Source organism: Pseudomonas guariconensis, from assembly GCF_040822035.1.
GTDB classification, from domain to species: Bacteria; Pseudomonadota; Gammaproteobacteria; order Pseudomonadales; family Pseudomonadaceae; genus Aquipseudomonas; species Aquipseudomonas guariconensis.
In genome coordinates this window covers 488,677-515,382 of the sequence record NZ_CP162012.1, presented here as the reverse complement: position 1 = coordinate 515,382, position 26,706 = coordinate 488,677, and the positions used below count along the sequence as shown (strand labels likewise).

Annotated in this window: 24 protein-coding genes and 1 pseudogene; 13 read left to right on the top strand and 12 right to left on the bottom strand. The window is 63.9% G+C overall.

The window, feature by feature from the left end; all coding sequences use genetic code 11:
* The first annotated feature begins 192 nt into the window (after positions 1-192).
* The 6 genes and pseudogenes from AB1N67_RS02355 (at position 193) to yccS (ending at position 9,552) form a co-directional block, all read left to right on the top strand.
* Complete coding sequence (locus AB1N67_RS02355) at positions 193-1,635, top strand: TldD/PmbA family protein (protein ID WP_197852694.1); 1,443 nt, start codon at positions 193-195, stop codon at positions 1,633-1,635.
* Positions 1,635-2,966 (top strand): TldD/PmbA family protein, encoded by a 1,332-nt coding sequence (locus tag AB1N67_RS02350; protein ID WP_043207295.1) that lies wholly within the window; start codon positions 1,635-1,637, stop codon positions 2,964-2,966. The genes AB1N67_RS02355 and AB1N67_RS02350 overlap by 1 nt, the downstream gene beginning before the upstream one ends.
* Before the next feature lie 92 nt (positions 2,967-3,058).
* Entirely contained in the window at positions 3,059-4,486 is a 1,428-nt protein-coding gene (mdtD, locus tag AB1N67_RS02345) for a multidrug transporter subunit MdtD (RefSeq protein WP_043207291.1), read from the top strand.
* 112 nt (positions 4,487-4,598) lie between these two features.
* A complete protein-coding gene (dbpA, locus tag AB1N67_RS02340; protein WP_367863853.1) occupies positions 4,599-5,936 on the top strand; it encodes an ATP-dependent RNA helicase DbpA in 1,338 nt (445 codons plus the stop codon).
* Positions 5,937-6,024: 88 nt separating this feature from the next.
* Positions 6,025-7,239: pseudogene (locus AB1N67_RS02335) on the top strand (NAD(P)/FAD-dependent oxidoreductase); the annotation flags it as partial.
* Positions 7,240-7,368: 129 nt separating this feature from the next.
* The gene (gene yccS / locus AB1N67_RS02330; RefSeq protein ID WP_043207349.1) at positions 7,369-9,552 is read left to right on the top strand and encodes a YccS family putative transporter; all 2,184 of its coding nucleotides are present in this window, start codon (positions 7,369-7,371) and stop codon (positions 9,550-9,552) included.
* 47 nt (positions 9,553-9,599) lie between these two features.
* Here the strand turns inward: yccS and AB1N67_RS02325 are convergent, their stop codons facing one another.
* On the bottom strand, positions 9,600-10,337 hold the full coding sequence (locus tag AB1N67_RS02325) for a substrate-binding periplasmic protein (protein ID WP_367863504.1): 738 nt from the start codon (positions 10,335-10,337) through the stop codon (positions 9,600-9,602).
* Between the two features lie 224 nt (positions 10,338-10,561).
* Between AB1N67_RS02325 and AB1N67_RS02320 the strand changes: the two genes are divergently transcribed.
* A complete protein-coding gene (locus AB1N67_RS02320) occupies positions 10,562-11,014 on the top strand; it encodes a GNAT family N-acetyltransferase (protein ID WP_043207347.1) in 453 nt (150 codons plus the stop codon).
* A gap of 34 nt (positions 11,015-11,048) precedes the next feature.
* On the opposite strand, the gene AB1N67_RS02315 is transcribed toward AB1N67_RS02320, so the two are convergent.
* The 8 genes from AB1N67_RS02315 to tkt all read right to left on the bottom strand — a co-directional run bounded on the left by AB1N67_RS02315 (position 11,049) and on the right by tkt (position 18,167).
* The gene (locus AB1N67_RS02315) at positions 11,049-11,345 is read right to left on the bottom strand and encodes a helix-turn-helix domain-containing protein (protein ID WP_043207283.1); all 297 of its coding nucleotides are present in this window, start codon (positions 11,343-11,345) and stop codon (positions 11,049-11,051) included.
* 12 nt (positions 11,346-11,357) lie between these two features.
* A complete protein-coding gene (locus AB1N67_RS02310; RefSeq protein ID WP_070571097.1) occupies positions 11,358-11,858 on the bottom strand; it encodes a M48 family metallopeptidase in 501 nt (166 codons plus the stop codon).
* 104 nt (positions 11,859-11,962) lie between these two features.
* A complete protein-coding gene (fba, locus tag AB1N67_RS02305; protein ID WP_043207275.1) occupies positions 11,963-13,027 on the bottom strand; it encodes a class II fructose-bisphosphate aldolase in 1,065 nt (354 codons plus the stop codon).
* 99 nt (positions 13,028-13,126) lie between these two features.
* A complete protein-coding gene (locus AB1N67_RS02300) occupies positions 13,127-13,456 on the bottom strand; it encodes an MliC family protein (RefSeq protein ID WP_070571096.1) in 330 nt (109 codons plus the stop codon).
* A gap of 79 nt (positions 13,457-13,535) precedes the next feature.
* The gene (locus tag AB1N67_RS02295) at positions 13,536-13,751 is read right to left on the bottom strand and encodes a hypothetical protein (RefSeq protein ID WP_043207346.1); all 216 of its coding nucleotides are present in this window, start codon (positions 13,749-13,751) and stop codon (positions 13,536-13,538) included.
* Between the two features lie 32 nt (positions 13,752-13,783).
* Positions 13,784-14,947 (bottom strand): phosphoglycerate kinase, encoded by a 1,164-nt coding sequence (locus tag AB1N67_RS02290; protein WP_043207267.1) that lies wholly within the window; start codon positions 14,945-14,947, stop codon positions 13,784-13,786.
* Between the two features lie 12 nt (positions 14,948-14,959).
* Positions 14,960-16,021, bottom strand: coding sequence for an erythrose-4-phosphate dehydrogenase (gene epd, locus AB1N67_RS02285; RefSeq protein WP_070571095.1), 1,062 nt, complete (start codon positions 16,019-16,021; stop codon positions 14,960-14,962).
* Positions 16,022-16,169: 148 nt separating this feature from the next.
* On the bottom strand, positions 16,170-18,167 hold the full coding sequence (gene tkt, locus AB1N67_RS02280; protein ID WP_043207258.1) for a transketolase: 1,998 nt from the start codon (positions 18,165-18,167) through the stop codon (positions 16,170-16,172).
* A gap of 249 nt (positions 18,168-18,416) precedes the next feature.
* Here tkt and AB1N67_RS02275 point away from each other — a divergent pair, with 249 nt between their 5' ends.
* The 5 genes from AB1N67_RS02275 to AB1N67_RS02255 all read left to right on the top strand — a co-directional run bounded on the left by AB1N67_RS02275 (position 18,417) and on the right by AB1N67_RS02255 (position 23,432).
* Positions 18,417-19,409 (top strand): metalloregulator ArsR/SmtB family transcription factor, encoded by a 993-nt coding sequence (locus AB1N67_RS02275; protein WP_043207256.1) that lies wholly within the window; start codon positions 18,417-18,419, stop codon positions 19,407-19,409.
* Positions 19,410-19,429: 20 nt separating this feature from the next.
* On the top strand, positions 19,430-20,620 hold the full coding sequence (gene metK, locus AB1N67_RS02270) for a methionine adenosyltransferase (protein ID WP_043207253.1): 1,191 nt from the start codon (positions 19,430-19,432) through the stop codon (positions 20,618-20,620).
* A 168-nt stretch (positions 20,621-20,788) separates the two neighbouring features.
* Positions 20,789-22,459 carry an NAD-dependent DNA ligase LigB gene (ligB, locus tag AB1N67_RS02265; protein WP_367863503.1) on the top strand — a complete coding sequence of 557 codons (1,671 nt, stop codon included), beginning with the start codon at positions 20,789-20,791 and terminating at the stop codon, positions 22,457-22,459.
* A 60-nt stretch (positions 22,460-22,519) separates the two neighbouring features.
* Complete coding sequence (locus AB1N67_RS02260; protein ID WP_043207250.1) at positions 22,520-22,915, top strand: DUF1090 domain-containing protein; 396 nt, start codon at positions 22,520-22,522, stop codon at positions 22,913-22,915.
* Between the two features lie 121 nt (positions 22,916-23,036).
* Positions 23,037-23,432 carry a DUF1090 domain-containing protein gene (locus AB1N67_RS02255; RefSeq protein WP_102081301.1) on the top strand — a complete coding sequence of 132 codons (396 nt, stop codon included), beginning with the start codon at positions 23,037-23,039 and terminating at the stop codon, positions 23,430-23,432.
* A gap of 136 nt (positions 23,433-23,568) precedes the next feature.
* Here the strand turns inward: AB1N67_RS02255 and AB1N67_RS02250 are convergent, their stop codons facing one another.
* On the bottom strand, positions 23,569-24,015 hold the full coding sequence (locus AB1N67_RS02250; RefSeq protein WP_043207244.1) for a cytochrome c: 447 nt from the start codon (positions 24,013-24,015) through the stop codon (positions 23,569-23,571).
* Between the two features lie 116 nt (positions 24,016-24,131).
* Here AB1N67_RS02250 and AB1N67_RS02245 point away from each other — a divergent pair, with 116 nt between their 5' ends.
* A complete protein-coding gene (locus AB1N67_RS02245; RefSeq protein WP_090343247.1) occupies positions 24,132-25,283 on the top strand; it encodes a murein transglycosylase A in 1,152 nt (383 codons plus the stop codon).
* 109 nt (positions 25,284-25,392) lie between these two features.
* Here the strand turns inward: AB1N67_RS02245 and AB1N67_RS02240 are convergent, their stop codons facing one another.
* Both AB1N67_RS02240 and AB1N67_RS02235 read right to left on the bottom strand, forming a co-directional pair.
* The gene (locus tag AB1N67_RS02240) at positions 25,393-25,779 is read right to left on the bottom strand and encodes an MAPEG family protein (protein ID WP_043207241.1); all 387 of its coding nucleotides are present in this window, start codon (positions 25,777-25,779) and stop codon (positions 25,393-25,395) included.
* Positions 25,780-25,809: 30 nt separating this feature from the next.
* Positions 25,810-26,643 (bottom strand): EamA family transporter, encoded by an 834-nt coding sequence (locus tag AB1N67_RS02235; RefSeq protein WP_043207239.1) that lies wholly within the window; start codon positions 26,641-26,643, stop codon positions 25,810-25,812.
* Positions 26,644-26,706: the final 63 nt, after the last annotated feature.

Here is a 26,706-nt window from a genome sequence, read left to right as displayed (position 1 = left end):
ACCAGCTGATCCGTCTGCTGTTCACAACAAAATTCACCTTTTGACGATTCAGGCCGCACGTTATTTCTTCCACCGACCAAGGGCGAGGCTGCCATAATGACCTCGCACCGCTCAAGTCAGGCAACATAGCCTGCCTGGGCCTGCAAGAGGGGGTGGTTCTAGGGGGAGCCACCGCGCACCGGAGGTTCCCGCATGTTCGATTCCAGTGCCTTGCTACGCCAGCGCTTTGCCGCGCTGCGCAGTTCGGCCGAGGTGTTTTCCCTGCGCCATGTGAAGCAGTCGCACCAGAGTCTGTCGGTGCGTCGCAATGTGGCCGAGCCACCATTCTTCAGCCAGGACGAAGGCGCCATGCTCACCGTGCGCGTCAAGGGTGTGGAAGCCTACGCTGCCACCGCCGACGTGTCCCAAGCAGGTCTGCAACGCGCCCTCGAACAGGCCGAGGCGCTGGCTCGCACGATCGCCGCCTACAGTCTGCTGGACCTGAGCGGGCAACCGGTGGCCAGCGAGCGCCATGACCATGTTTCGCCCCACTTCGAACATCCCCTGCCTAGCCTTGCCGAGTGCCTCGAGCTGCTCACCGCCGAGTCGGCCAGCGTGCCCAAGGACAGCCGCCTGGTTGATTGGCAGGCGAGCCTGGGCATCAGCCTTGTCGAGCAGACCTACCTCAATTCTGCAGGCGCCGAGCTGCGCCATGCCCAACGTTTCCTGTTCCCGGGCCTGGGCGTGACCGCAAGCGATGGCCAGGACAGCCAGAGCCGCAGCCTAGGCAGGGAGAACTTCGGCCAGCAAGGCGGCTTCGAGGTGATCGAACGCTGTGGCCTGGTCGGTGCGGCCAGGCGCATCGCCGACGAGGCCCTGCAATTGCTGCTCGCGCCCAATACCCCCAGCGGCCCGCGTGACCTACTGCTGATGCCAGACCAGATGATGCTGCAGATCCACGAGTCCATCGGCCACCCGCTGGAGATGGACCGTATCCTGGGCGACGAACGAAACTACGCCGGCACCAGCTTCGTCAAGGCAAGCGACTTTGGTCACCTGCAATACGGCTCGAAGCTGCTCAACGTGACCTTCGACCCGACTATCGCCGAAGAGCTGGCCAGCTACAGCTTCGACGACGACGGCACTGCGGCGAGCAAGCAGTTCCTGATCCGCGACGGTGTGCTGCTGCGCCCGCTGGGCGGCGCCTTGTCGCAGTACCGCTCGGGACTGGATGGCGTGGCCAACAGCCGGGCCTGTGGCTGGAATCGCGCGCCGATCGATCGCATGGCCAACCTCAACATCGAGCCGGGCGACCAGTCGTTGGCGCAGCTGATCGGTGGTATCGAGCATGGCATCCTCATGCGCACCAATCGCTCCTGGTCCATCGACGACGCACGCAACAAGTTCCAGTTCGGCTGCGAATGGGGCCAACTGATCGAAAACGGCGAACTCAAAGGCGTAGTGAAGAACCCCAACTACCGCGGCATCTCCGCGCAGTTCTGGGGCAATCTCGCCGCCGTCGGCGATCGCAGCACGTTCCAGATACTGGGCACGCCAAACTGCGGCAAGGGCGAACCCAACCAGGTGGTACGGGTTGGCCATGCCTCGCCGGCATGCGTGTTCCGCCAGATCGACGTATTCGGAGGAGACGCTTGATGAGCGCCACGCCCCAGCAACGCTTCGAGGACCTGACAGGCGCCCTGCGCGACGCACTCCAGGCTGGCGAGCAGTTCACCCTCGGCTACAGTGCCGAGCATTCACAGTTCATCCGCTTCAACCATGCCCGCGTGCGCCAGGCCGGCGAAGTCGCCCAGGCCAGCGCGCACTTGCGCCTGATCCGCGACGGGCGCCAGGCCGAGCAGCACTTCACGCTGGGCGACGATCCACAGCTGGACCGCCAGCGCCTGCGCGACGCGCTGGCCCAGCTGCGTCAGATCCTGCCGCTGCTGCCTGTCGACCCTTACCTGCGTCTTGATGAAAGCGCCTGGCACAGCCACAACCTGCAGGCAGCGGCGCTGCCGGACTGCGCCGATGTTCTTGGACTGATCGAGCGTGAAGCCGGCGATCTGGACCTGGTCGGTATCTATGCCGCAGGCCCCATCTGCCGGGGGTTCGCCAGCTCCTTCGGGGCCTTTGGCTGGCATCAGGCCAACAGTTTCAACTTCGACTGGAGCCTGTTCCACGCCAATGGCCAGGCGGTCAAGGCCAATTATGCAGGTCAGGTCTGGGACAGTGCGGCCCTGGTGGCGCGCCTGCGCCAGGCCCGCGAGCAACTGGATTTCCTTGGCCGCCCGGCAATCATCCTCAAGCCTGGCAGCTACCGCGCCTACCTGGCCCCGGCGGCGATGGACGAGATTGCCGGCATGCTCTGCTGGGGTGGTTTTTCCGCGCAGGCTCTGGCCACAGGCAACAGCGCGCTGCAGCGCCTGTATACCGGCGATGCCAGCCTCAGTCCGCAGGTCGGTTTCGATGAACAGGTCAGCGGCTCGCTCAGCCCGCCCTTCTCCGACGAAGGCTCGCCGCGCCAGGACGTGCGCCTGATCCACGAAGGCCGCGCACACGCGCGCTTGGTCAGCGCGCGCAGCGCTGCGGAGTTCGACCTGCAGGCCAACGGCGCCGACAGCTTCGAGTCGCCCTGTGCACTGAGCCTGGCTCCGGGGCATCTGCCTTCGGCGCAGGTCCTCGAGCGACTCGGCACGGGCCTGTATATCAGCAATCTCTGGTACCTGAACTACTCGGACCTGCCCGCCGCCCGCATGACCGGCCTGACCCGTTTCGCCACCTTCTGGGTGCAGGACGGTTGCATCCAGGGGCCGGTCGGCACCATGCGCTTCGATGACAGCCTGTACAACCTGCTGGGCAGTCAGTTGGAAGACCTGACGCGTGAGCGAGAGCTGATCCTGTCGACCAGTACCTACGGCCAGCGCAGCACCGGGTCGAGTCATTTGCCGGGGGCGCTGGTCAAAGCCCTGACCCTCACCCTGTAATGGGTCTGTGCTGGCTGCTTCACAGGGCTCCTACAGGACGATAACCCTGTGGAGGCGGGCCAGCACGATCAAGCAGCAAAGCCGAGGTATTCATGCCCGAACGCGCCCCGCTGGACCCCGTCACCGCCCGCTGGATCCCCTGGGTGGTGGCCATCGCCTTCTTCATGCAGTCCCTGGACGGCACCATCCTCAACACCGCCCTACCGGCCATGGCCCGCTCCCTGGCCGAAGACCCGCTGCGCATGCAGGGTGTGATCATCGCCTACATGCTCACGGTGGCCCTGTTGATTCCCGCTTCAGGCTGGATCGCCGACCGCTTCGGCACCAAGCGCATTTTCTTCAGCGCCATCCTGCTCTTCAGCCTGGGCTCGCTGCTCTGCGCCATGGCCAACAGCCTCACGTTCCTGATCCTGGCCCGGGTCATCCAGGGCCTGGGCGGTGCGTTGATGCTGCCGGTCGGGCGACTGGTAGTGCTGCGCGCCTACCCGCGTTCGGAGCTGGTGCGGATCATGAGCTTCATCACCATCCCCGGCCTGCTTGGCCCGCTGCTGGGACCGACCCTGGGCGGCTGGCTGGTGGAGATCCTCACCTGGCACTGGATCTTTTTGCTCAATCTGCCCGTCGGTGCACTGGGCTGCTATGCGGTATGGAAGTTCATCCCTGATCTGCGCGGCGCCGAGCGCACTACCTTCGACGGCCCGGGGTTCATCCTGTTCGGCGCCGCGATGGTACTGATCACCATCGCCATGGAAGGCTTGGGTGAGCTGCACCTGCCGCACTTGCGGGTGATGTTGCTGCTGTTCGCCGGCATGGCCTGCCTGGCCGCCTATTGGCTGCGCGCCGGGCGCGATCCGCAGCCGCTGTTCTCGCCGGGCCTGTTCCGGGTGCGCACCTTCGCCATCGGCATCCTTGGCAACCTCTTCGCCCGCCTGGGCAGCGGCGCTCTGCCGTTTCTGGTGCCGTTGCTACTGCAGGTGGCGCTGGGCTATTCGCCCGCCGAGGCCGGCATGAGCATGATCCCTCTGGCCGCCGCGGCGATGCTCGCCAAGTCCATCGCACGGCCGCTGATCGAACGCTTCGGCTATCGCATCATCCTCACCGGCAATACCCTGTTGCTTGGCCTGCTGCTGGCCAGCCTGGGGCTGGTGGACGCAGACACGCCGTATGCCCTGCTGCTGGCGCAACTGGCCCTGCTCGGCGCCGTGAACTCCATGCAGTTCACCGCCATGAACACCGTGACCCTGATCGACCTGGACGACGCCAGCGCCAGCAGCGGCAACAGCCTGTTGTCGGTGGTCGCGCAGCTGTCCTTGAGCCTGGGGGTGGCCTGTGCCGGCGCCTTGCTTGGCGGCTTTACCGCCGCTGGCAGCGCAGAGGGGGTGGAAAGCACCCTGGGCGCCTTCCAGCTGACCTTCTTGACCATCGGCTTGATGGCCATGCTGGCCGCAGCGATCTTCCTGCAGTTGTCGCCGACAGACGGAAGGCGTGCCCGTCGTCAGGAAGCGCACATGGAGTCGTAGGGCGAATGGCCACGAGGCTGGTAGACTGTGCGGCATTTTTCGCTTCGCAACGCAGGCCCGCCTCGTGACCACCGACTCCACCGCCTTTGCCACTCTGCCGCTGTCCGCCGCCATGCTGGCCAACCTGGACGCCCTCGGCTACGCCTCGATGACGCCGATCCAGGCCCAGAGCCTGCCGGTCATCCTCAAGGGCCAGGACCTGATCGCCCAGGCCAAGACCGGCAGCGGCAAGACCGCCGCCTTCGGCATCGGCCTGCTCAACCCGATCAATCCGCGCTACTTCGGCTGCCAGGCCCTGGTACTGTGCCCGGCCCGCGAGCTGGCCGACCAGGTGGCCAAGGAGCTGCGTCGCCTGGCCCGTGCCGAAGACAACATCAAGATCCTCACCCTGTGCGGCGGCGTTTCGCTGGGCCCGCAGATCGCCTCCCTGGAGCATGGCGCACACATCATCGTCGGCACCCCAGGGCGCATCCAGCAGCACCTGGACAAGGGCACTTTGGTGCTCGATGGGCTCAATACCCTGGTGCTGGATGAAGCCGACCGCATGCTCGACATGGGTTTCTTCGACGCCATCGCCAGCATCATCGGCAAGACCCCTTCGCGCCGCCAGACGCTGCTGTTCTCGGCCACCTACCCGGCCGGCATCGAGCAGTTGGCCGCCGAGTTCATGCGCAAGCCACAGCAGGTCAAGGTCGAAAGCCTGCACGCCGACAACCAGATCGAACAGCACTTCATCGAGATCGACCCGCAGCAACGCCTGGAAGCCGTCACCCGAGTGCTCGGCCACTTCCGCCCGCAGTCGTGCGTGGCGTTCTGCTTCACCAAGCAGCAGTGCGAGGACGTGGTAGCCCACCTCACCGCCAAGGGCATCGTCGCCCAGGCCCTGCATGGCGACCTGGAGCAACGCGACCGCGACCAGGTGCTGACAATGTTCGCCAACCGCAGCAGCTCGGTGCTGGTGGCCACTGACGTGGCGGCCCGTGGCCTGGACATCGACGGTCTGGACATGGTGATCAACGTCGAGCTGGCGCGTGATCCGGAGATTCACGTACACCGCGTCGGCCGCACCGGTCGCGCTGGCGAAAAAGGCATCGCCATCAGCCTGGTCGCGCCTGCCGAGGGCCACCGCGCACAGGCCATCGAGGACCTGCAGAAGCGCCCGCTGCGCTGGGAGCAGCTCGACAACCTCAAACACAAAGGGGGTGAGCCTTTGCTGCCAGCGATGACCACCTTGTGCATCGCCGCAGGCCGCAAGGACAAACTGCGCCCAGGCGATATTCTCGGCGCGCTGACCGGCGACGCAGGGATCCCCGGTAAACAGGTGGGCAAAATCGCCATCTTCGACTTCCAGGCCTTCGTGGCGGTGGAGCGCGCTGTGGCCAAACAAGCCATGCAGCGCCTGAACAGCGGCAAGATCAAGGGTCGGTCCCTGAAAGTCCGCATCATCTAAAGATCTGCACGACTCTGTGGAAGCGGGTTTACCCGCGAAGGCGGCAGTGAGTCCACCATCGCATTGCGGGTAAACCCGCTTCCACGGGGGCCAGTGTGTCATTTCAGAAAAGGTTTACACCGTGCATTCCACCGACGTGATCATCATCGGCGCCGGCGCCGCCGGCCTGATGTGCGCCCAGCTCACCGCCCGCCGAGGACGCCGGGTGCTGGTGCTCGACCACGCCAACAAGCCGGGCAAGAAGATCCTCATGTCCGGGGGCGGTCGCTGCAACTTCACCAACATGTACACCGAGCCCGCCAACTTCCTCTCGCAGAACACGCACTTCTGCAAGTCGGCCCTGGCCCGCTATACCCAGTGGGATTTCATCGAACTGGTGTGCAAGCACGGCGTGCCTTACCACGAGAAGAAACTTGGCCAGCTGTTCTGCGACAACAAGTCCAGCGACATCCTCGACATGTTGCTCGCCGAATGCGACGAGGCCGGGGCCCAGATACGCCTGCAGACCAGCATCGAGCAGATCGAGAAGACCGCCGAAGGCTATTGTCTGCAAACCTCCGCCGGCCCGTTCGCCTGCCAGTCCCTGGTGATCGCCACCGGCGGCCTGTCGATCCCGACCCTGGGCGCTACCGGCTTTGGCTACCAGGTCGCCCGTCAGTTCGGCCATACCCTGCTGCCGACCCGCGCGGGTCTGGTGCCCTTCACCATCACCGAGCCTCAACTCAAGGCCCTGTGCACCGAGCTCTCCGGCACCGCACTGGACTGCGTCGCCAGTTGCAACGGCACCAGTTTCCGGGAAAACCTGTTGTTCACCCACCGCGGCCTGAGTGGCCCGGCGATCCTGCAGATTTCCTCGTTCTGGGAGGCGGGCGATACCGTGGAGATCAACCTGTTGCCCGATCGAGACGCCCTCAGTTGGCTGCAACAGCAGCAGGCCGAACGCCCCAACAGCGAGCTGAAGACGCTGCTGGGCGAGGTTTTCACCCGCAAGCTGGCCAATCTGCTGGCCGAGCAATGGTTCGTGTCCAAGCCGATGAAGCAGTACACCCCGGCCGAACTGGCCCAGGTGGCGGATAAGCTGTCGGCCTGGCAACTGGTGCCGGCCGGTACCGAAGGCTATCGCACCGCGGAGGTGACCCTCGGCGGCGTCGATACCCGCGAGGTGTCTTCAAAGACCATGGAATCCCTCAAGAGTCCTGGGCTGTACTTCATCGGCGAAGTGCTCGATGTCACGGGCCACCTGGGCGGGTTCAATTTCCAGTGGGCATGGGCCTCGGCCAACGCTGCAGCGCAGTTCGTGTAGAGTAGAATCCTTTCAGCAGCACGGAACGCTTCTTGCTGGTCTGTGCTGAGGTGCCGATTTTCTGGGGCTGCTGCGCGGCCCACTATGAATGGCGCCAAGGTATTCATTCGATCACTGCCCAGGGCCATCATGTCATCGAGCTCGTTCCGCCATTCATTGCGTCGTTTGTGGGGCCAAGACAAGTTCAGCTACAGCATCAGGGTAACGATCGCACTCACCGGCAGCCTGGCGCTTTGCTGGTACCAGGACGAAATGGCGCTGTTGATCCCGCTGTTCCTCGGCATCATCGCCAGCGCCCTGGCCGAGACCGACGACGGCTGGCAAGGCCGCCTGAGCGCCCTGGCCGTTACCTTGGTGTGTTTCGCCATCGCCGCCTTGTCGGTGGAGCTGCTGTTCCCTTACCCCTGGATCTTCGCTGGCGCACTGGCCCTGGCAGCCTTCGCCCTGACCATGCTCGGTGCCTTGGGCGAACGCTACGGCGCCATCGCCTCGGCGACGTTGATCCTCTCGGTGTACACCATGATCGGCGTGGACCAGCGCGGCGGGCAGGTCAGCGATTTCTGGCACGAACCGTTGCTGCTGGTGGCCGGTGCGGCGTGGTATGGGCTGCTCTCGGTCCTGTGGCAGGCGCTGTTCTCCAACCAGCCGGTGCAGCAGAGCCTGGCAAAGTTGTTCATGGAGCTTGGCCGCTACCTCAAGCTCAAGGCCAACCTGTTCGAGCCGATCCGCAACCTGGACCTGGAAGCCCGCCGCCTGGAACTGGCCCAGCAAAATGGCAAAGTAGTGGCGGCGCTGAACGCAGCCAAGGAAATCATCCTGCACCGGGTTGGCAACAGCCAGCCGAACGCCAAGGTCAGCCGTTATTTGAAGCTGTACTTTCTGGCTCAGGACATCCATGAGCGGGTCAGTGCCTCGCACTATCCCTACAACGCACTGGCCGAAGCGTTCTTCCACAGCGATGTGATGTTCCGCTGCCAGCGCCTGCTGCGCCAGCAAGGCTCGGCCTGCCAGCAACTGTCCCACTCGATCCGCCTGCGCCAGCCGTTCGTCTACGGCGGCGGGTTCGCCGAAGCGCTGGAAGACCTCAACGCCTCCCTGGAACACTTGCGCCAGCAAAGCAATCCAGCCTGGCGCGGCCTGTTGCGCTCTTTGCGGGCGCTGGCCGGCAACCTGGCGACCCTGGACCGCCTGCTGGGCGCCGCCAGCAACCCCGACAGTCTGGCCGATGCCAGCGACAGCAGCCTGCTCGACCGCTCGCCACGCAACCTCAAGGATGTCTGGAGCCGCCTGCGCACGCAGCTGACGCCCACTTCGCTGTTGTTCCGCCATGCCCTGCGCCTGTCCCTGGCGCTGTCGGTGGGCTACGGCATGGTGCACCTGATCCACCCGACCCAAGGCTACTGGATCATCCTGACTACCCTGTTCGTCTGCCAGCCCAACTATGGTGCGACCCGCCGCAAGCTGGTGCAGCGCGTAGTGGGCACGGCTGTCGGCCTCACGGTGGGCTGGGCGCTGTTCGACCTGTTCCCCAGCCCGGTCATCCAGTCGATGTTCGCGGTGGTCGCCGGGGTGGTGTTCTTCGTCAACCGAACCACCCGCTATACCTTGGCCACGGCGGCGATCACCCTGATGGTACTGTTCTGCTTCAACCAGATCGGCGATGGCTACGGCCTGTTCCTGCCACGCCTGTTCGATACCCTCGTGGGCAGCCTGATTGCCATCCTGGCGGTGTTCCTGTTCCTGCCGGATTGGCAGGGGCGGCGCCTGAACAAAGTGCTGGCCAATACGCTGACCTGCGCCAGTGCCTACCTGCGCCAGATCATGCAGCAATATGCCCATGGCAAGCGCGACGACCTGGCCTATCGCCTGGCCCGGCGCAACGCCCACAACGCCGATGCGGCACTGTCGACCACACTGGCCAACATGCTCATGGAGCCTGGGCACTTCCGTAAGGAAGCCGATGTGGGCTTCCGCTTCCTGGTGCTCTCGCACACCCTGCTCAGCTACCTCTCCGGGCTCGGTGCACACCGCGACACGGCGCTGCCGCCGGAGGTTCACGAGCAGTTGATCGATGGCGCCGGCCAGAGCCTGGCCAACAGCCTCGATGAGATCGCCAATGGACTGGCCGCCCGCCTGCCCGTGGCCATCCACAGCGATGCCGAGGAAGCCCTGGCCGGCGCCTTGGAACAGATGCCCGAAGAGTTGGACGAACATCAGCGTCTGGTGCAAACCCAACTGGCGCTGATCTGCCGCCAACTCGGGCCGCTGCGTACCCTGGCGGCGCACCTGATCAAGGAAAGCCCAACGGGCTGACGCTCCCAGGCCAACCCGCTCTTGAAGCCAGAGGGCGCTGAGGCGGATCAGAACCCGTGTTGGCGCAACAGACGGGCATAGCTGCCATCGGCCTTCATCGCGGCGATGGCGCGGTCGAAGCGCTCGATGATCTGCTGATGATGGGGATGCTTGAGGCTGACGAGGATGTGCAGGTTGTTTTCGCCCAACGCGGGCTCTACGAAGGTCACGGCCTCACGCACCTCCTTCGGCTCGCGTTGCAGGCTGTAGCGCGCGACGAATTCGTCCTCCACCGTCAGGTCGACCCTGCCCGCCGCCAGCATGCGCACCGCCGAGGAGAAGTTGCGCACCGCCACCTTGTGCAAACGGGCGTCGTCGTCGAATTCCGGGGAATAGGCGTAATCGCGTACCACGGCAATGGAATAGTCGTAGAGGTCGGCCAGCTGACGGTAGCTCAAAGGCGTATCTTGCGGCCTGAGCAGGCGGATGCGGTTGACCAGGTAGGGTTTGGAAAATGCGCCCAGACGCGTGCGCGAGTCGTTGTACCAGGTGTTGACCAAGATGTCGTAGCGGCCTTCGCCGATACCCATCAAGGCCCTGGCCCAGGGCACCTGCTCGACATTGCTGGTGTAGCCAGCACGGGTCAGTGCCGCGGTGACGATGTTGGTGGCCAGGCCGCCGCCGGGCAAGTCGCTGTCTGTGAACGGCGGCCAACTGTCGGCCACAAGACGCAACTTCTCGGCCGCCACGGCGGGAGTGACCAGCACGATCAACAGTAAACCAAGCGCGCAAAGCAATGGCCGCATGCTCGAGTCCTTTCGCAGGTGGGTGATCCACTCTGATGGTGGCGATCCGCACTACTACAGGATGGGCAGATTACACAAAGCCCTCTCGGACGGCAGCCGACAAATGATATCAAATAGCCTCTATTTTGGCCGAATGCGGTTGAAGCCGTTTTTGGGCAATGTCTGACTCGTCGCCAGCGCCGGGATTTGCGATGATCGACCGCCCCTTCAAAGAGTTCATACCCATGTCCATCGAGTGGATCTGCAAGCACCATACCGACCTTGGCAAGGAGCAACTCTATGCCATCCTGCAGTTGCGCACTGAAGTCTTCGTGGTGGAGCAGCAATGCGCCTACCAGGAGGTCGACGGCCAGGACCTTTGCGCAGATACGCTGCACTTGATGGGTTGGGAACAAGACCGCTTGGTGGCCTACCTGCGCCTGCTCGACCCCCAATCCCAAGGCGGCGACGTGGTCATTGGCCGGGTGGTAACCGCCCCCGCCGCGCGCGGTGGCGGCCTGGGCCATCAGCTGTTACTCAAGGGGCTGGAGTGCGCCGAGCACTGCTGGCCTGGGACACCGATCTACCTGTCGGCCCAGGCACATCTGCAGGCCTACTATGCGCGGCATGGATTCGAGGTGGCGGGAGAGCAGTACCTGGAGGATGGCATTGCGCATATCGGTATGCGCAAGGCTTGAGGCGAGAGGGCATCGAGCGGCTGGGGCGCTCAGGTCATGGATACCCCAGCACGTCCCTGATCTTGCGCAGGTGCTGGATGATCCACTGCTTGTCGATGGCACCCCAATCGTGGATGCGGTAGTGCCCGGCGTGATTACGCGCCCCGGCCTGCTGCTCGAATTCACAAACGATATCCAGGTCGGCCAGTGCGGCGATGGTGTCCTGTGCGGTGCGACGAGGCATGCCGGTAGCCTCCATCAGCGCCGGAACACTGGTTGCGGTCTGGCTGTCGATCAACCAGGCCACATAGAGACGCCGGTAGAAACTGCTCTTGGTCTTGCTCACATCCATGCTGCTCGATCCTCAGGTGGTGCCCGGCAGCTCCTGGTAGGTCAGGTAGACGCGCAGGTCGAATTCCAATTGATGATAGTCCGGCTCCATGTGCTGACAGAGCTGGTAGAACGCTTTGTTGTGGTCCCGCTCGCGCAGGTGCGCCAACTCGTGCACCACGATCATGCGTAGAAACTGGGGCGCCGCGTCCTTGAACAGCGAGGCGATGCGGATTTCCTTCTTGGCCTTGAGTTTGCCGCCCTGCACACGGGAGACAGCAGTGTTCAGGCCCAGGGCGCGATGGGTCAGATCCAGGCGGTTGTCGAACAGCACCTTGTCCAGATTCGGCGCACTGCGCAGATATTGCTGTTTCAAGTCCTGGGCATAGCTGTACAGCGCTTTGTCGCTCTGTACGTCGTGTCGATCCGGGTAGCGCTGGCGCAGGTAATCGCCCAGGCGATCGGAGGCGATCATCTGGCGGACCTGCTCTTGCAGGTGAGGCGGGTAGGCTTGCAGGTAGCGTAATGCGGTCATTGCACGGCGTTCAGCGAGAAGAGCCGCGAGTGTATCCGATCCGCATCCAATATGAACGAGGGGCCGTTTCGCCAGCGCGAAACGGCCCCTCGTTCATGGCAGGATCAGTTGACCTTGGCGGCCAGCTCACCTTTGGCGTAACGCTGGAACATGCCCTCCAGGGAGATCGGCTTGATCTTGGAGGCGTTGCCGGCGGTACCGAAGGCTTCGTAACGGGCGATGCAGACATCACGCATGGCCTTCACGGTCTCGGCGAAGAACTTGCGTGGGTCGAACTCGCTCGGGTGCTGGGCCATGTAGCGACGGATGGCACCCGTGGAGGCCAGGCGCAGGTCGGTATCGATGTTGACCTTGCGCACGCCGTACTTGATGCCTTCGACGATTTCTTCGACCGGCACGCCGTAGGTTTCCTTGATATCACCGCCGTATTCGTTGATGACCTTCAGCCATTCCTGCGGCACCGAGGAAGAACCGTGCATGACCAGGTGGGTGTTGGGAATGCGCTTGTGGATTTCCTTGATCCGGTCGATGGCCAGGATGTCACCGGTTGGCGGCTTGGTGAACTTGTAGGCGCCGTGGCTGGTGCCGATGGCGATGGCCAGGGCGTCGACCTGGGTCTTCTTGACGAAGTCGGCGGCTTCTTCCGGGTCGGTCAGCATCTGGCTGTGATCCAGAGTGCCTTCGGCGCCGATACCATCTTCTTCACCGGCTTGGCCGGTTTCCAGGCTGCCCAGGCAACCCAGTTCGCCTTCGACGGACACGCCGCAGGCGTGGGCGAATGCCACGGTCTGCTGAGTGACGCGAACGTTGTACTCGTAGTCGGACGGGGTCTTGCCGTCTTCCTTGAGCGAGCCGTCCATCATCACCGAGCTGAAGCCCAGCTGGATGGAACGCTGGCAGACGTCAGGGCTGGTGCCGTGATCCTGGTGCATGCACACCGGGATGTGCGGGAACTCTTCGATCGCCGCCAGGATCAGGTGACGCAGGAACGGGGCACCAGCGTACTTGCGGGCGCCGGCCGAGGCCTGGACGATGACCGGGGAGTCGGTGGCATCCGCAGCTTCCATGATGGCGCGCATCTGCTCGAGGTTGTTGACGTTGAAAGCCGGAACGCCGTAGCCGAACTCGGCGGCGTGGTCCAGCATCTGGCGCATGCTAATGAGTGCCATTGTGTATCTCTCTCCCGACAAGCGTCGTTGTTTCGTGCAAGCCTGCCGCAGGGGCGGTTGCTGTTCAAGTAGTGTGGGCCACCGTCGCGGCCCGGCCAGTCACGGTGCCTTGCAGCCCCGCCCAATCAGATCGTTGGTCGCCACCCAATACACCAGGCCTTCGTCGCCCTTGGTGTGGAAGGCAAGTACCCCGTCGCTGTACAGCGCGCCCGAGGCGCCCGGCTCGGACTTGAGCCGGTAGACCTGGTCGCCGCCGCCTAGGCGTACGTCGACCGCATCCTGGCTCGCATCGGCGAATCGCCAGAGCACTTCGGCCTGGCTGTCGCAGACCCAGCGGGTCCAGTTGTCCGCCGGAGCGGATGGGGCCGGTTGCAGCAGCGAGCATCCTGCCAGGGTCGCCAGGGCCAATGCGGCCAGAAGCGCTTTCATCCAAAAACCTCGTCGTGGATCCGCTACGCGGCCCCTAATCCAAGACCACAAAACCCAACCTTGGTTGCCTGGCGCCCGATCAAGGGCAGCCCGGCGCCTGGCGCTGGTGTTCGTCGTCGTACTTTTCCAGGCCCTCCGGGCCCATGCGCTTGTTGATGACCGGCGCAGTTTCCGCTTGCCACTGAGACTGGTAGCAGCCGCCCTTGGGCGGCTGCGACGGCTCGGTATCGGCAGACTTGCTGGAGCAGGCGCCCAGCAACAGGGCCAGGATCATCACAGGCAATTGCTTGACCATCAGGTCGCTCCCTTTGCCAGGCGCCGCCATACTCAGGCCTTGGCCCGCTCTTCCAAGATAGCCACGGCGGGCAGGACCTTGCCTTCGACGAATTCGAGGAACGCGCCGCCACCGGTAGAAATGTAGGAGATATCAGCGCCTACGCCATATTTGTCGATGGCCGCCAGGGTGTCACCGCCACCGGCGATGGAGAAGGCGGCGCTGTCGGCGATGGCCTTGGCCAGCACTTTGGTACCGTTGCCGAACTGGTCGAACTCGAACACGCCGACCGGGCCGTTCCACAGAATGGTCTTGGACGACTTGAGCAGCTCGGCGAACTGTTCGGCAGTCTTCGGGCCGATATCCAGGATCATGTCGTCATCGGCCACATCGGCGATGGATTTGACGGTGGCTTCGGCGCTCTCGGCGAACTCCTTGGCAACCACTACGTCCACCGGCAGCGGCACGCTGACCTTGGCGGCGATCGCCTTGGCGGTGTCGACCAGGTCAGGTTCGTACAGCGACTTGCCGACCTTGTGGCCCGCCGCGGCGAGGAAGGTGTTGGCGATGCCGCCACCGACGATCAGTTGATCGCAGACCGTGCTCAGGCTGTTGAGCACATCCAGCTTGGTGGAGACCTTGGAGCCGGCGACGATGGCGGCCATCGGTTTGGCCGGGGCTTTCAGGGCCTTGCCCAGGGCATCGAGTTCGGCCGCCAGCAGCGGGCCTGCAGCCGCAACCTTGGCGAACTTGGCAACCCCGTGGGTCGAACCCTCGGCGCGGTGGGCGGTACCGAAGGCATCCATGACGAATACGTCGCACAGGGCGGCGTACTTTTGCGCCAGCTCGTCGGCGTTCTTCTTCTCGCCCTTGTTGAAGCGCACGTTCTCGAACAGCACCAGATCGCCGGCCTTGACCTCGACACCGTCCAGGTAGTCAGCGACCAGCGGCACGTCGCGGCCCAGGGCCTTGCTCAGGTAATCAGCCACCGGCTTGAGGCTGTTCTCGGCGGAGAACTCGCCTTCGGTGGGGCGACCCAGGTGCGAGCAGACCATGACGGCAGCGCCCTTCTCAAGGGCCAGCTTGATGGTCGGCAGCGCGGCCAGGATACGCGCATCGCTGGCTACCACACCGTCTTTCACAGGGACGTTGAGGTCTTCGCGGATCAGTACGCGCTTACCTTGCAGGTCGAGGTCGGTCATCTTCAACACGGTCATGAATGCAGTCCTTCAGGGCTGTTTGGTGCGGGTTTGGTGGACGACGTGCAGGAAATGACCGGCAACGTCGAGCATACGGTTGGCGAACCCCCATTCGTTGTCGAACCAGGCCAGCAGGTTCACCAGGCGGGGGCCGGAAACACGGGTCTGGCTGGCATCGACGATGGCCGAATGCGGGTCATGGTTGAAATCACAACTGGCGTGGGGCAGCTCGGTATAGGCCAGCAGCCCTTTCAGCGGGCCGTTCAGCGCAGCCTCGCGCAACACCCGGTTGACCTCTGCCGCGCTGGTATCACGGGCGGTCTGCAGGGTGATGTCCAGGCACGAGACGTTGACGGTCGGCACGCGTACGGCTTTGGCCTGGATTCGACCGGCAAGTTCCGGAAGCAGGCGCTCGATGCCGCGCGCCAGACCAGTGGACACCGGGATCACCGACTGGAATGCCGAACGGGTGCGGCGCAGGTCCTCATGGTGATAGGCATCGATCACCGGCTGGTCGTTCATCGCCGAGTGAATGGTGGTGATCGACACATACTCGATGCCAAACGCCTGGTCCAGCACGCGCAACAGCGGCACGCCGCAGTTGGTGGTACAGGAGGCGTTGGACACCAGGCGCTCCTCGCCGCTCAGGCAGTCCTGGTTAATGCCATAGACCACCGTGGCGTCGACATCCGCTTCACTGGACATCGGCTGGGAGAACAGCACCCGCGGCGCGCCGGCATCGAGAAAGCGCTGGGCATCGGCACGAGTGTTGTAGGCCCCGGAGCACTCCAGCACCAGATCGACGCCCAGCGCCGCCCAGTCGATGCCCTCCGGGGTGGCGCTGCGCAGGACCTTCACACAGTCGCCATTGATGTGCAGGCAGTCGCCGTCAACCCTCACCTCGCCAGGGAATCGCCCGTGGGTGGAGTCGAAACGGGTCAAGTATTCGAGGCTGGCCTGATCGGCCAGGTCGTTCAGCGCGACGATCTCGAAGCCGGCGTCCGCTCCTCGCTCGAACAGTGCGCGCAAGACACAACGACCGATACGGCCGTAACCGTTGAGTGCAACTTTGTAGGGACGCGGATGGGGCATTCGATACTCACGGAACAGATCTATTGTCAGCAGCCTGCGGGATTGCGGTGTGGCATTCGCAGGCAAGCCCGCTCCCACAGGGATACACGACCACCGTGGGAGCGGGCTTGCCCGCGAATCGGGGCGACACCGCCCGCAGATCCTTACATCAGTCTTCCAGCAGCTCTTCAGCGGTACCCAGAATGTTCTCCAGGGTGAAGCCGAATTCCTCGAACAGTGCGGAGGCCGGCGCCGACTCACCGTAGGTGGTCATACCGATGACGCGGCCTTCCAGGCCCACGTACTTGTACCAGAAGTCCGCGTGGGCAGCCTCGATGGCGATACGCGCACCGACTTCCAGCGGCAGAACGGACTGCTTGTAGGCGGCGTCCTGGGCGTCGAACACGCTGGTGCACGGCATGGAAACCACACGCACCTTGCGGCCCTGCTCGGTCAGCTTGGCATGCGCCTGGACCGCCAGCCCCACTTCGGAACCGGTGGCGATCAGCAGCAGCTCAGGCTCGCCGGCGCAATCCTTGAGGATGTAGCCGCCGCGGCTGATGTTGGCGATCTGCTGGGCATCGCGCTCCTGGTGCTGCAGGTTCTGACGGGAGAAGATCAACGCCGATGGGCCGTCCTTGCGCTCCAGGGCCTGCTTCCAGGACACGGCGGATTCCACCGCGTCGGCTGGACGCCAAGTGTCCAGGTTCGGCGTGCTGCGCAGGCTGGTCAGCTGCTCGATCGGCTGGTGGGTCGGGCCGTCTTCGCCCAAGCCGATGGAGTCGTGGGTATAGACATGGATGACGCGCTGCTTCATCAGGGCGGACATGCGTACCGCGTTGCGGGCGTATTCCATGAACATCAGGAAGGTCGCGCCATAAGGCACCAGGCCGCCGTGCAGGGCGACGCCGTTCATGATGGCGGTCATGCCGAACTCGCGCACACCGTAGAACACGTAGTTGCCGCTGGCGTCATCGGCGCTGACGCCTTTGCAGCCTTTCCACAGGGTCAGGTTGGAGCCGGCCAGGTCAGCCGAGCCGCCGAGGAACTCAGGCAGCAGCGGGCCGAAGGCATTCAGGGCGTTCTGGCTGGCCTTGCGGCTGGCGATGGTTTCACCCTTGGCGGCGACTTCGTTGATGTAGGCCTGGGCCTTCTCGGCGAAGTCGGCCGGCAGCTCGCCGCGTTCACGGCGCTTGAACTCGGCGGCCAGCTCAGGGTAGGCCTTGGCATAGGCGTCGAAGCGCTGGTTCCAGTCGGCTTCGAGCTTGGCGCCGGCGGCTTTGGCGTCCCATTCTGCGTAGATGTCGGCCGGAATCTCGAACGGACCGTGGTTCCAGTTCAGTTCCTTGCGGGCCAGGGCGATTTCATCGTTGCCCAACGGCGCGCCGTGGCAGTCTTCCTTGCCCTGCTTGTTGGGCGAACCGAAGCCGATGATGGTCTTGCAGCAGATCAGGGTCGGGCGATCGCTCTTGCGGGCGGTCTCGATGGCAGTCTTGATCTCGTCGGCGTCATGACCATCGACGTTGCGGATCACCTGCCAGTTGTACGCCTCGAAGCGCGCCGGGGTGTTGTCGGTGAACCAGCCGTGCACTTCGCCGTCGATGGAGATGCCGTTGTCGTCGTAGAAGGCGATCAGCTTGTTCAGGCCCAAGGTGCCGGCCAGGGACGCGACTTCGTGGGAGATACCTTCCATCATGCAGCCGTCGCCCAGGAACACGTAGGTGTGGTGGTCGACGATGGTGTGGCCTTCACGGTTGAATTGGGCCGCCAGGACTTTTTCCGCCAGGGCGAAGCCCACGGCGTTGGCGATACCCTGGCCCAGCGGGCCGGTGGTGGTCTCGACGCCTGCGGTGTAGCCGTACTCCGGGTGACCCGGCGTGCGACTGTGCAGTTGACGGAAGGCCTTGAGGTCGTCGATCGACAGGTCGTAGCCGGTCAGGTGCAGCAGCGAGTAGATGAGCATCGAGCCGTGGCCATTGGACAGCACGAAGCGGTCGCGGTCGGCGAATTTCGGATTGCTCGGGTTGTGCTTCAGGTAATCGCGCCAAAGCACTTCGGCGATATCCGCCATGCCCATGGGGGCACCTGGGTGGCCGCTGTTGGCCTTTTGCACGGCATCCATGCTGAGGGCACGAATGGCGTTGGCACGTTCACGACGGCTGGGCATCGCTGAGTCTCCTGGGGATTGAAAAGGTAGTGAAACGAAAAAGGCCGCCATTTTCGCCCACAGGCGGGGCCGGGGGCAAACTTTTCCAGCCACAGGCGACAAGCTCGACACTGCAAGCAGAGGCAGATCGGCGCCCGATCTGCTCCAACCTTGCAGCTTGCCCCCTGCAGACCGCAGCTCATCGCCAATATCAAAACTTTTTGATATTGCTATTGCTACGACAGCATCCCCTGTCTAGACTGCCGCCTCATGAACCAAAGCGCGCCCATCACCCCTCAACGCAGCGACGAGCTGGCCGCCCTGTGCAAGGCCGGCGGCGACCCGCTGCGCCTGAACGTGCTGCGCGCGCTGGCCAGCGACTCGTTTGGCGTGCTGGAGCTCGCACAGATTTTCGACATCGGCCAATCGGGCATGAGCCATCACCTCAAGGTACTGGCCCAGGCTGAACTGGTGGCCACGCGCCGCGAGGGCAATGCGATCTTCTACCGCCGCGCCTTGCCCGACAGCCTGCGCTTGGGCGGTCGCCTGCACGCAGCCCTGCTCGAAGAGGTGGACGGCCTGGCCCTGACGCAGGACGTGCAGGCCCGTATCGCCCAGGTGCAACAACGCCGCGCCGCCACCAGCCAGGACTTTTTCCTGCGCGTGGAAGAAAAGTTTCGCGCCCAGCAAGACCTGATCGCCGGCCTGCCGCAGTACCGCGACAGCCTGCTGGCTCTGCTCGACAACCTGAGTTTCGGCCCCGAGGCCAGCGCGCTGGAAGTCGGTCCAGGCGATGGCGGCTTCCTGCCGGACCTGGCACGGCGCTTCAATCAGGTCACGGCCCTGGACAACAGCTCGACCATGCTCGAATTGGCCCGCCAGGTCTGCGAGCGCGAAGGGCTGGATAATGTAAACCTGCAGTTGGCCGATGCACTGGGTGCAACGGATGTGGAAGCCGACTGCGTAGTGCTGAACATGGTATTGCACCATTTCAGCGACCCGGCCCTGGCCCTGCGCCTGCTGGCCAAACGGGTGAAAGCGGGCGGCAGCCTGCTGGTCACCGAGCTGTGTAGCCATGATCAGAGCTGGGCGCGGGAAGCCTGCGGCGATCTCTGGTTGGGCTTCGAGCAGGAAGACCTGGCCCGTTGGGCCCGGGTAGCGGGGCTAGTACCCGGGGACAGCCTCTATGTGGGCTTGCGTAACGGTTTCCAGATTCAGGTCCGCCATTTCCAGCGGACGACTGGCGACACTCACCATCGGTAAATTTTTAGGAACCCGTCGAGATGAGCGAATACTCCCTTTTCACTTCCGAGTCCGTGTCCGAAGGGCATCCGGACAAGATCGCCGACCAGATTTCGGACGCGGTCCTTGATGCAATCATCGCCCAGGACAAATACGCCCGCGTTGCTTGCGAAACCCTGGTCAAGACCGGTGTCGCCATCATTGCCGGTGAAGTGACCACCTCCGCCTGGGTCGACCTGGAGGAGTTGGTGCGCAAAGTCATCATCGACATCGGCTACAACAGCTCCGACGTCGGCTTCGACGGCGCGACCTGCGCCGTGATGAACATCATCGGCAAACAGTCGGTGGACATCGCCCAGGGCGTCGACCGCTCCAAGCCGGAAGACCAGGGTGCGGGCGACCAGGGCCTGATGTTCGGCTACGCCAGCAACGAAACCGACGTCCTGATGCCTGCCCCGATCTGCTTCTCCCATCGCCTGGTCGAGCGCCAGGCCGAAGCGCGCAAGTCCGGCCTGTTGCCGTGGCTGCGTCCGGACGCCAAGTCTCAGGTCACCTGCCGTTACGAAAACGGCAAGGTCGTGGGTATCGATGCCGTGGTCCTGTCGACCCAGCACAACCCGGAAGTCTCCTACAAAGATCTGCGTGAAGCCGTCATGGAGCTGATCGTCAAGCACACCCTGCCTGCCGAACTGCTGCACAAGGACACCCAGTTCCACATCAACCCGACCGGCAACTTCATCATTGGTGGCCCAGTGGGCGACTGCGGCCTGACCGGTCGCAAGATCATCGTCGACTCCTACGGCGGCATGGCGCGTCATGGTGGCGGCGCGTTCTCCGGCAAGGACCCGTCCAAAGTCGACCGCTCGGCAGCCTACGCCGGCCGCTACGTGGCCAAGAACATCGTTGCCGCAGGCCTGGCCGACCGTTGCGAGATCCAGGTGTCCTACGCCATCGGCGTGGCCCAGCCGACCTCCATTTCGATCAACACCTTCGGCACCGGCAAGATCGCCGACGACAAGATCGTACAATTGGTCCGCGAGTGCTTCGACCTGCGCCCGTACGCCATCACCACCATGCTCGACCTGCTGCACCCGATGTACCAGGAAACCGCTGCCTATGGTCACTTCGGCCGTATCCCACAGCAGAAGACCGTCGGCAACGACACCTTCACCACCTTCACCTGGGAACGCACCGACCGCGTCGACGCCCTGCGCGCCGCAGCCGGCCTGTAAGGGTAAGCGGCTGATTGCAGGCCGCACGCTACAGGTTGCAAGGAAAAGCCCCTGCCGAGTGATCGGCAGGGGCTTTTTCGTGACATATCGACTGACAACTCCGCCCGCCGCCCTGGCCTGCGATTGCCTAGGCTGAGCATTCCCTCCTGCCAAGCAAGGATGCTGGCCATGCCCCCAATGCTCATCGCTGCATTGCTCATACTTCTGCCGATCGTCAGTCAAGCCGACGTCTGTCCATCCTGGCCCCCGGCCCGTGCCCACGAGGAAATCACCCGACTGCGCGAAACCCTGGCCACCTGGGACGACCAGTACCACCGCCAAGGCCATTCACCCGTGGCGGACGAACTCTACGACCAGAGCCGGCAGCGCCTGCACGCGTTGCAAATCTGCTTCGACCTGCCAGGCAGCGATGAGCCGCTGGCCAGCGCCCGCGGCGCCCTACCTCACCCGATACCTCACACCGGCGTGATCAAACTGGCCGATGAACAGGCAGTGGTAGCTTGGCTGCAAGGCAAGCGCGATGTCTGGATACAACCGAAGGTGGATGGCGTCGCAGCGTCGTTGGTGTACCGCGAAGGGCGCTTGGTGCAGTTGCTCAGCCGCGGCGATGGCCTTCTGGGACATGACTGGAGTCGCCATATTCCCCACCTGAGCGGCATCACTCGGCAACTGCCGGAGCCGATCGACCTCGTGCTGCAGGGCGAACTCTATTGGCGTCGGGACAATCACACGCAAGCTCTGGCCGGCAGCGCCAACGCCCGCGGTACGGTGGCAGGCCTCCTGGCGCGCAAGAGCCTGGATGATGCCCAAGGTGGCGGCATCGGTCTGTTCGTTTGGGATTGGCCCGATGGGCCGCCCCGTCAGGCCGACCGCCTGTCACGGCTGGCGCAGCTCGGCTTTGCCGATAGCCAGCGCTACAGCGTCGCCATCGAGACCTTCGACCAAGCCTCGCACTGGCGCCAGCATTGGTACCGCTCCCCCCTGCCCTTCGCGACCGATGGCGTGATTCTGCGCCAGGACAGTCGGCCGCCGGCCAAACGCTGGCGGGCCAAGCCGCCCTCTTGGATAGCGGCCTGGAAGTACCCATTCCAACAAGCCCTGGCCGAGGTGCGCGAGGTGCGCTTTCGGGTAGGACGGACCGGTCGCATCACGCCCATGCTGCACCTGCACCCGGTCGTATTGGATGACCGCCGCATCAGCCTGGTCAGCCTCGGTTCGCTGGCCCGCTGGCAGCGGCTGGACATACGCCCTGGTGACCAAGTGGCGATCACCCTGGCCGGGCTGACCGTGCCGCGACTGGAAAGCGTGGTGCACCGCTCGACGCACCGGGAGCCCGTGACGCCGCCGGACGCCACACAGCACCATCCACTCAGTTGCTGGCGGCCCGACGACACCTGCAAGGAGCAGTTCCTCGCCCGCCTGGCCTGGTTGAGCGGCCGCCAGGGTTTGCAGATGCCCAACCTTGGCTCCGCCATCTGGGCGCGCCTGGTGGAAAGCGGGGCCGTGAGCAGCCTGCATGACTGGCTGGCCTTGGAGCGCGACGACCTGCAGCGCATATCGGGCATCGGCACGGCGCGTGCAGAGCAGTTGCTGCAAGCCTTTGCCAATGCTCGGCAGCAACCGTTCGAGCGCTGGTTGCGGGCCCTCGGTGTCCCGGCTCCGCGCAACCTCCCACTGGGACCGGATTGGCAGACCCTCGCGGCCAAGCGCCGTGAACAATGGCTGGCCGAGCCCGGTATCGGCCCTGGACGCGCCGCGCAACTGGAGGCGTTCTTCACGGATGAAACGCTGGCCCTGCTGGCCATGCAATTGCGCGCACACGCAATCCAGGGTTTCTAATTTCGTCAGATCAGGGCAGCATTTCGTTTTCCGCTGTCCTGCCTTCGAATGGAGTCCCCGATGAAATTGCTTTCGTCTCTTGCACTGTCCGCTTTGCTCAGCATCGCCGCCAGCCCTCTGCTGGCCGCCGAAGAGCAGCCTGGGCTGACAGGCTGCGCGGCCAAGCGCCAGGCTATCAGCGAACAGCTCGAACAAGCGCGCAGCCATGGCAACAGCGAGCAGCAGGCCGGCCTGGAAAAGGCCCTGGCCGAAGTCACCGAACACTGCACCGATTCCAGCCTGCGCAAGGAGCGTGAGCAGAAGGTCCTCGAGGCCCGCCACGAAGTGAACCAGCGCACCAAGGACCTGGACAAGGCCATGAAGAAAGGCGACCCGGAGAAGATCAACAAGCGCAAGGAAAAGCTCGCCGAGGCCAAGAAGGAGCTGCAAGAAGCCGTCGATGGACTGGAGCGCTGAGTCAGTCACGCCGGAGTAGGGTTTTTCTGAAAGCGATGTAGCACCCGTTTCCAGGGTTCACTCGGCAAACGGTTGTAGGCACTATCCCCTACAAATTTTGTTGCTATTGAAGGAAGTGTTCATGAAAGCCCGTTCCGCCCTGACAATTCTGGCCATCCTCGGCCTGGCCGCTGGCACTGCGCAGGCAGCGCAGCCCGCCCCAGGCCTGACCGGTTGCGCGGCCAAACGCAGCGCCATCGAGAACCAGCTCGAATACGCCCGCAAGCACAACAATTGGGGTCAGATCCGTGGCCTGGAAAAAGCCTTGAAGGAAAACGCCGCCCACTGCACCGATGCCGGCCTGAAACACGAGCGTGAAGCCAAGGTCGCCGAGGCCAAGGCGGAAGTGGCCGAACGCAAGGGAGACCTCGCCGAGGCTCATGCCAAGGGCGACAAGGACAAGATCGCCAAGCGCGAGCGCAAGCTTGCAGAGTCCCAGGCTGAACTCAAGCAGGCCGAGCTGGAGCTGGACAAGTGACATCGGCTCCCTGGGCTACCGCTGAGAGGGGCAGTGCACGGTAGTTGTGCCCCTGCATATCGGGGCCGTTGCGCGGCCCTTCGCAGTTTCCCGCAGGCATTGCGGGAAGCAGCCTCAAGCCCGGCCATGCGGGCAATCAATGATTGCGAAATTCCGTGTGGCAGGCCTTGCATGCGGCCTCGACCTTGTCCATTGGCACCTTCAGGCTTGCCGCCTCCAGCGGCTGGTCACGGGTCACGCTGACCAGCTCGCCCGTCACCCCTTCCAATTGCCGAGCCAAATCCTGGAAACGCGCCTGACGCTCCCACACCTCAGGCCGCGCGCTGCTGTCACCCTCATCCTTGACCTGCGGAAAATGCTGCCACGGCTCGCGGGACAGACCATCGAGCTTCACCGCACCCTCGGCGAACCGGGCGCCGTCAAACGGTAATCGTCCCCGCAGCATGCCGCCCATATCCTCGCTGGTCTTGAGCATTTGCTTGAAGATCGCCTTGCGCTGACCCAGTGGTGAGTTAGGATCGACACGGTCACAGGCCGCCAGGGACAGGCCGACCAACAGCAGAACGGTGAAACATTTCAACATCACGGTCACATTGGCAGAGGGAAAGGGCCGACAGTATCCTCGCCTGCTCGACAAAGACCAATACCCCCACGAAAAACATGGGCAGCCGTACAGGCCGCCCATTCAAGGATTCAACCATGAGATCTGCTCTGCGCCACCTTGCCTGGGCGCTTCCCACCCTGGCCCTGCTGGCCGGTTGCAACGGCGGCGAGAATGCCAAACCCGAACCCCACGCCGTGGCGACCTACGCCCCGGCCACCTGGCAAGACCTGCCAAGCGTCAGCGACGACGACCTGTTGGCCGGTTTCCAGGCCTGGCGCAACGGATGCGAAAAGCTCAAGCGTGACCCGGTCTGGGCCGCTACCTGCGAGGCCGCGGCCCGCATGCCTGAAGACGCCGCCCAGATCCGTGCCTTCCTACAGCAGAACCTATCGGTCTACGGCCTGCGTTCAGCGCAGAACAACGCCCACGGCCTGATCACCGGTTACTACGAACCGGTCTACCCCGGAAGCCTCAGCCGTACCGAGACCGCCCACGTGCCGGTGTACGGTATTCCCGAAGACATGATCGTGGTCGACTTGGCCAGCATCTACCCGGAACTAAAAGGCAAACGCCTGCGCGGGCGCCTCGATGGCCGCGTGCTCAAGCCCTACGACACCGCTGAAGTGATCAACCGCGACGGCGTGAAAGCGCCGGTACTGGCCTGGCTGACCGATCCGATGGACCTGCAATTCCTGCAGATCCAGGGCTCCGGGCGCATTCAGCTAGAAGACGGACGCCAACTGCGCCTGGGCTACGCCGACCAGAACGGCCATCCCTACCGTCCCATCGGTCGCTGGCTGGTGGAGCAAGGCCAGTTGAAGAAAGAAGACGTGACCATGGGCAGCATTCACGCCTGGGCCCAGGCCAACCCGCAGCGGGTTCCCGAGCTGCTGGCCAGCAACCCCAGCTACGTATTCTTTGGCACCCGTCCAGACAGCAATGAAGGCCCGCGCGGCTCGTTGAACGTGCCGTTGACCGCCGGTTACAGCGTCGCCATCGATCGCAAGGTGATCCCCCTGGGCAGCCTGCTGTGGCTGTCCACTACCCGTCCGGATGGTAGCCCGGTGGTGCGTCCGGTGGGCGCCCAGGACACCGGCGGCGCCATCACCGGCGAGGTCCGCGCAGACCTGTTCTGGGGAACTGGCCCGCAGGCCGGCGAACTGGCAGGGAACATGAAGCAGCCAGGGCAGATCTGGATGCTGTGGCCCAAGGGCGCGGCGCTGCCTGAGGTGCCGAAAGTCCCTTGATCAGGGTTGGATGCTTCGCGGCGGAACCCGCTCCCACAAGCCTGCACAGACCTCAAGACCCACAGTGCCATGGGGGAGCGGGTTTAACCGCGAAGAGCGCGACACGCTTTCAGATGGAAACCACGAAAAACGCAATGATCAGCGCCAGCCCGGCAAACCACACCAGTGAACGCAGGATGGCCAGGTCGGCCAGGTAGCAGATGATGAAGAGTAGGCGACTGGTGATGTACAGCACCGCCAGTACATCCTGCGTCACCTGCTCCGCGTTACCGACGATATCGGCAACGAGCACCGCGGCAGCAAAAGCGGGAAAGGCCTCGAAGCCGTTCTGCTGGGCGGCATGGGCACGGCGTGGCAGGCCCGACAAGGTATCGAGGAAGGCGCGCGGATCGTGGTTTTCACGCAAGCCGAAACGGCCACTGCTCAGTTTCGCCGTCAACCCACACAGCGGCGGCAGGATCATGGCAATCAGGATGCACCACAGGGCAACGGTCATGGAAAGGACTCCTTGTTCAAATGATCGGTTTCAGAGCTTCATCACCAGCATGCCAGCCAGGACCAACCCGCAAGCTAGGAGTCTTGGCCCGCCAAAAGGTTCTTTGAGGTAGCGCATGCCCAGCAGCACCACGAGGATCACGCTCAGCTCCCGCAATGCCGCCGCTTCGGCAACCGACCCCAGGTGCATGGCCCATAGCACCAGGGCATAGCTCAACAACACGCACAACCCCACCGCCAACCCCAGGCGCCACTGGGTGCGCCAGAACAACACGAACGGCGCCCGCCGCGCCACGCTTGCCAGCAACGGAAACGGCCAAGCACTGAGCAAGGTCAACCACACCAGGTAATCCAACGGCTTGCCCCAGATTTGCACGGCCCTGCCGTCGAACCAGGTGTAGCAACCGATGCACAGACCGATCAGCGCGACCACTGGCAGCATCGACCACGGCAGCCGATCCCCGCCGCCGCCCTGCCAGAGCAGGCAGGCCATGCCGCACGGAATCAGCAGGATGCCAATGATCTGCTTGTCGCTGAGCGATTCTCCGGCAAAGGCCAGCGTCAGCCCCAGCACCACCAAGGGCGACAGGCCGCGCATCAGAGGATAGACCAGCCCCAGATCGCCAACCCGATACGCCTGGATCAACAAAAAGCGGTACAGCTGCTCGGCCAGCGCCGATGCGAGCAACCAAGGCCAGATGTGCGCCGGAGGAATGTCTACGAACGCCACCGCCGCCACGGCGAAGGCGAGGGCTACCAGGTCCATGCTGGCAATCACCAGCAAACGCTCGCCACTGAATTTGATCAGGGTATTCCAAGTCGCGTGGAGCAGGGCCGCGACCAAAACCAGCGAAGTTGCCAACACGGGAGGGTCCTTGCACAGAGTCCAGGCCCTCGTTGGCCTGATTGTCCGACACTATATCGATTT

Excerpts from the sequence above, each read along its gene's own strand:
- AB1N67_RS02355 (WP_197852694.1), top strand. The coding sequence starts at position 193 with ATGTTCGATTCCAGTGCCTTGCTACGCCAGCGCTTTGCCGCGCTGCGC.
- AB1N67_RS02350 (WP_043207295.1), top strand. The coding sequence starts at position 1,635 with ATGAGCGCCACGCCCCAGCAACGCTTCGAGGACCTGACAGGCGCCCTG.
- mdtD (WP_043207291.1), top strand. The coding sequence starts at position 3,059 with ATGCCCGAACGCGCCCCGCTGGACCCCGTCACCGCCCGCTGGATCCCC.
- dbpA (WP_367863853.1), top strand. The coding sequence starts at position 4,599 with ATGCTGGCCAACCTGGACGCCCTCGGCTACGCCTCGATGACGCCGATC.
- yccS (WP_043207349.1), top strand. The coding sequence starts at position 7,369 with ATGTCATCGAGCTCGTTCCGCCATTCATTGCGTCGTTTGTGGGGCCAA.
- AB1N67_RS02325 (WP_367863504.1), bottom strand. The coding sequence starts at position 10,337 with ATGCGGCCATTGCTTTGCGCGCTTGGTTTACTGTTGATCGTGCTGGTC.
- AB1N67_RS02320 (WP_043207347.1), top strand. The coding sequence starts at position 10,562 with ATGTCCATCGAGTGGATCTGCAAGCACCATACCGACCTTGGCAAGGAG.
- AB1N67_RS02315 (WP_043207283.1), bottom strand. The coding sequence starts at position 11,345 with ATGGATGTGAGCAAGACCAAGAGCAGTTTCTACCGGCGTCTCTATGTG.
- AB1N67_RS02310 (WP_070571097.1), bottom strand. The coding sequence starts at position 11,858 with ATGACCGCATTACGCTACCTGCAAGCCTACCCGCCTCACCTGCAAGAG.
- fba (WP_043207275.1), bottom strand. The coding sequence starts at position 13,027 with ATGGCACTCATTAGCATGCGCCAGATGCTGGACCACGCCGCCGAGTTC.
- AB1N67_RS02300 (WP_070571096.1), bottom strand. The coding sequence starts at position 13,456 with ATGAAAGCGCTTCTGGCCGCATTGGCCCTGGCGACCCTGGCAGGATGC.
- AB1N67_RS02295 (WP_043207346.1), bottom strand. The coding sequence starts at position 13,751 with ATGGTCAAGCAATTGCCTGTGATGATCCTGGCCCTGTTGCTGGGCGCC.
- AB1N67_RS02290 (WP_043207267.1), bottom strand. The coding sequence starts at position 14,947 with ATGACCGTGTTGAAGATGACCGACCTCGACCTGCAAGGTAAGCGCGTA.
- epd (WP_070571095.1), bottom strand. The coding sequence starts at position 16,021 with ATGCCCCATCCGCGTCCCTACAAAGTTGCACTCAACGGTTACGGCCGT.
- tkt (WP_043207258.1), bottom strand. The coding sequence starts at position 18,167 with ATGCCCAGCCGTCGTGAACGTGCCAACGCCATTCGTGCCCTCAGCATG.
- AB1N67_RS02275 (WP_043207256.1), top strand. The coding sequence starts at position 18,417 with ATGAACCAAAGCGCGCCCATCACCCCTCAACGCAGCGACGAGCTGGCC.
- metK (WP_043207253.1), top strand. The coding sequence starts at position 19,430 with ATGAGCGAATACTCCCTTTTCACTTCCGAGTCCGTGTCCGAAGGGCAT.
- ligB (WP_367863503.1), top strand. The coding sequence starts at position 20,789 with ATGCCCCCAATGCTCATCGCTGCATTGCTCATACTTCTGCCGATCGTC.
- AB1N67_RS02260 (WP_043207250.1), top strand. The coding sequence starts at position 22,520 with ATGAAATTGCTTTCGTCTCTTGCACTGTCCGCTTTGCTCAGCATCGCC.
- AB1N67_RS02255 (WP_102081301.1), top strand. The coding sequence starts at position 23,037 with ATGAAAGCCCGTTCCGCCCTGACAATTCTGGCCATCCTCGGCCTGGCC.
- AB1N67_RS02250 (WP_043207244.1), bottom strand. The coding sequence starts at position 24,015 with ATGTTGAAATGTTTCACCGTTCTGCTGTTGGTCGGCCTGTCCCTGGCG.
- AB1N67_RS02245 (WP_090343247.1), top strand. The coding sequence starts at position 24,132 with ATGAGATCTGCTCTGCGCCACCTTGCCTGGGCGCTTCCCACCCTGGCC.
- AB1N67_RS02240 (WP_043207241.1), bottom strand. The coding sequence starts at position 25,779 with ATGACCGTTGCCCTGTGGTGCATCCTGATTGCCATGATCCTGCCGCCG.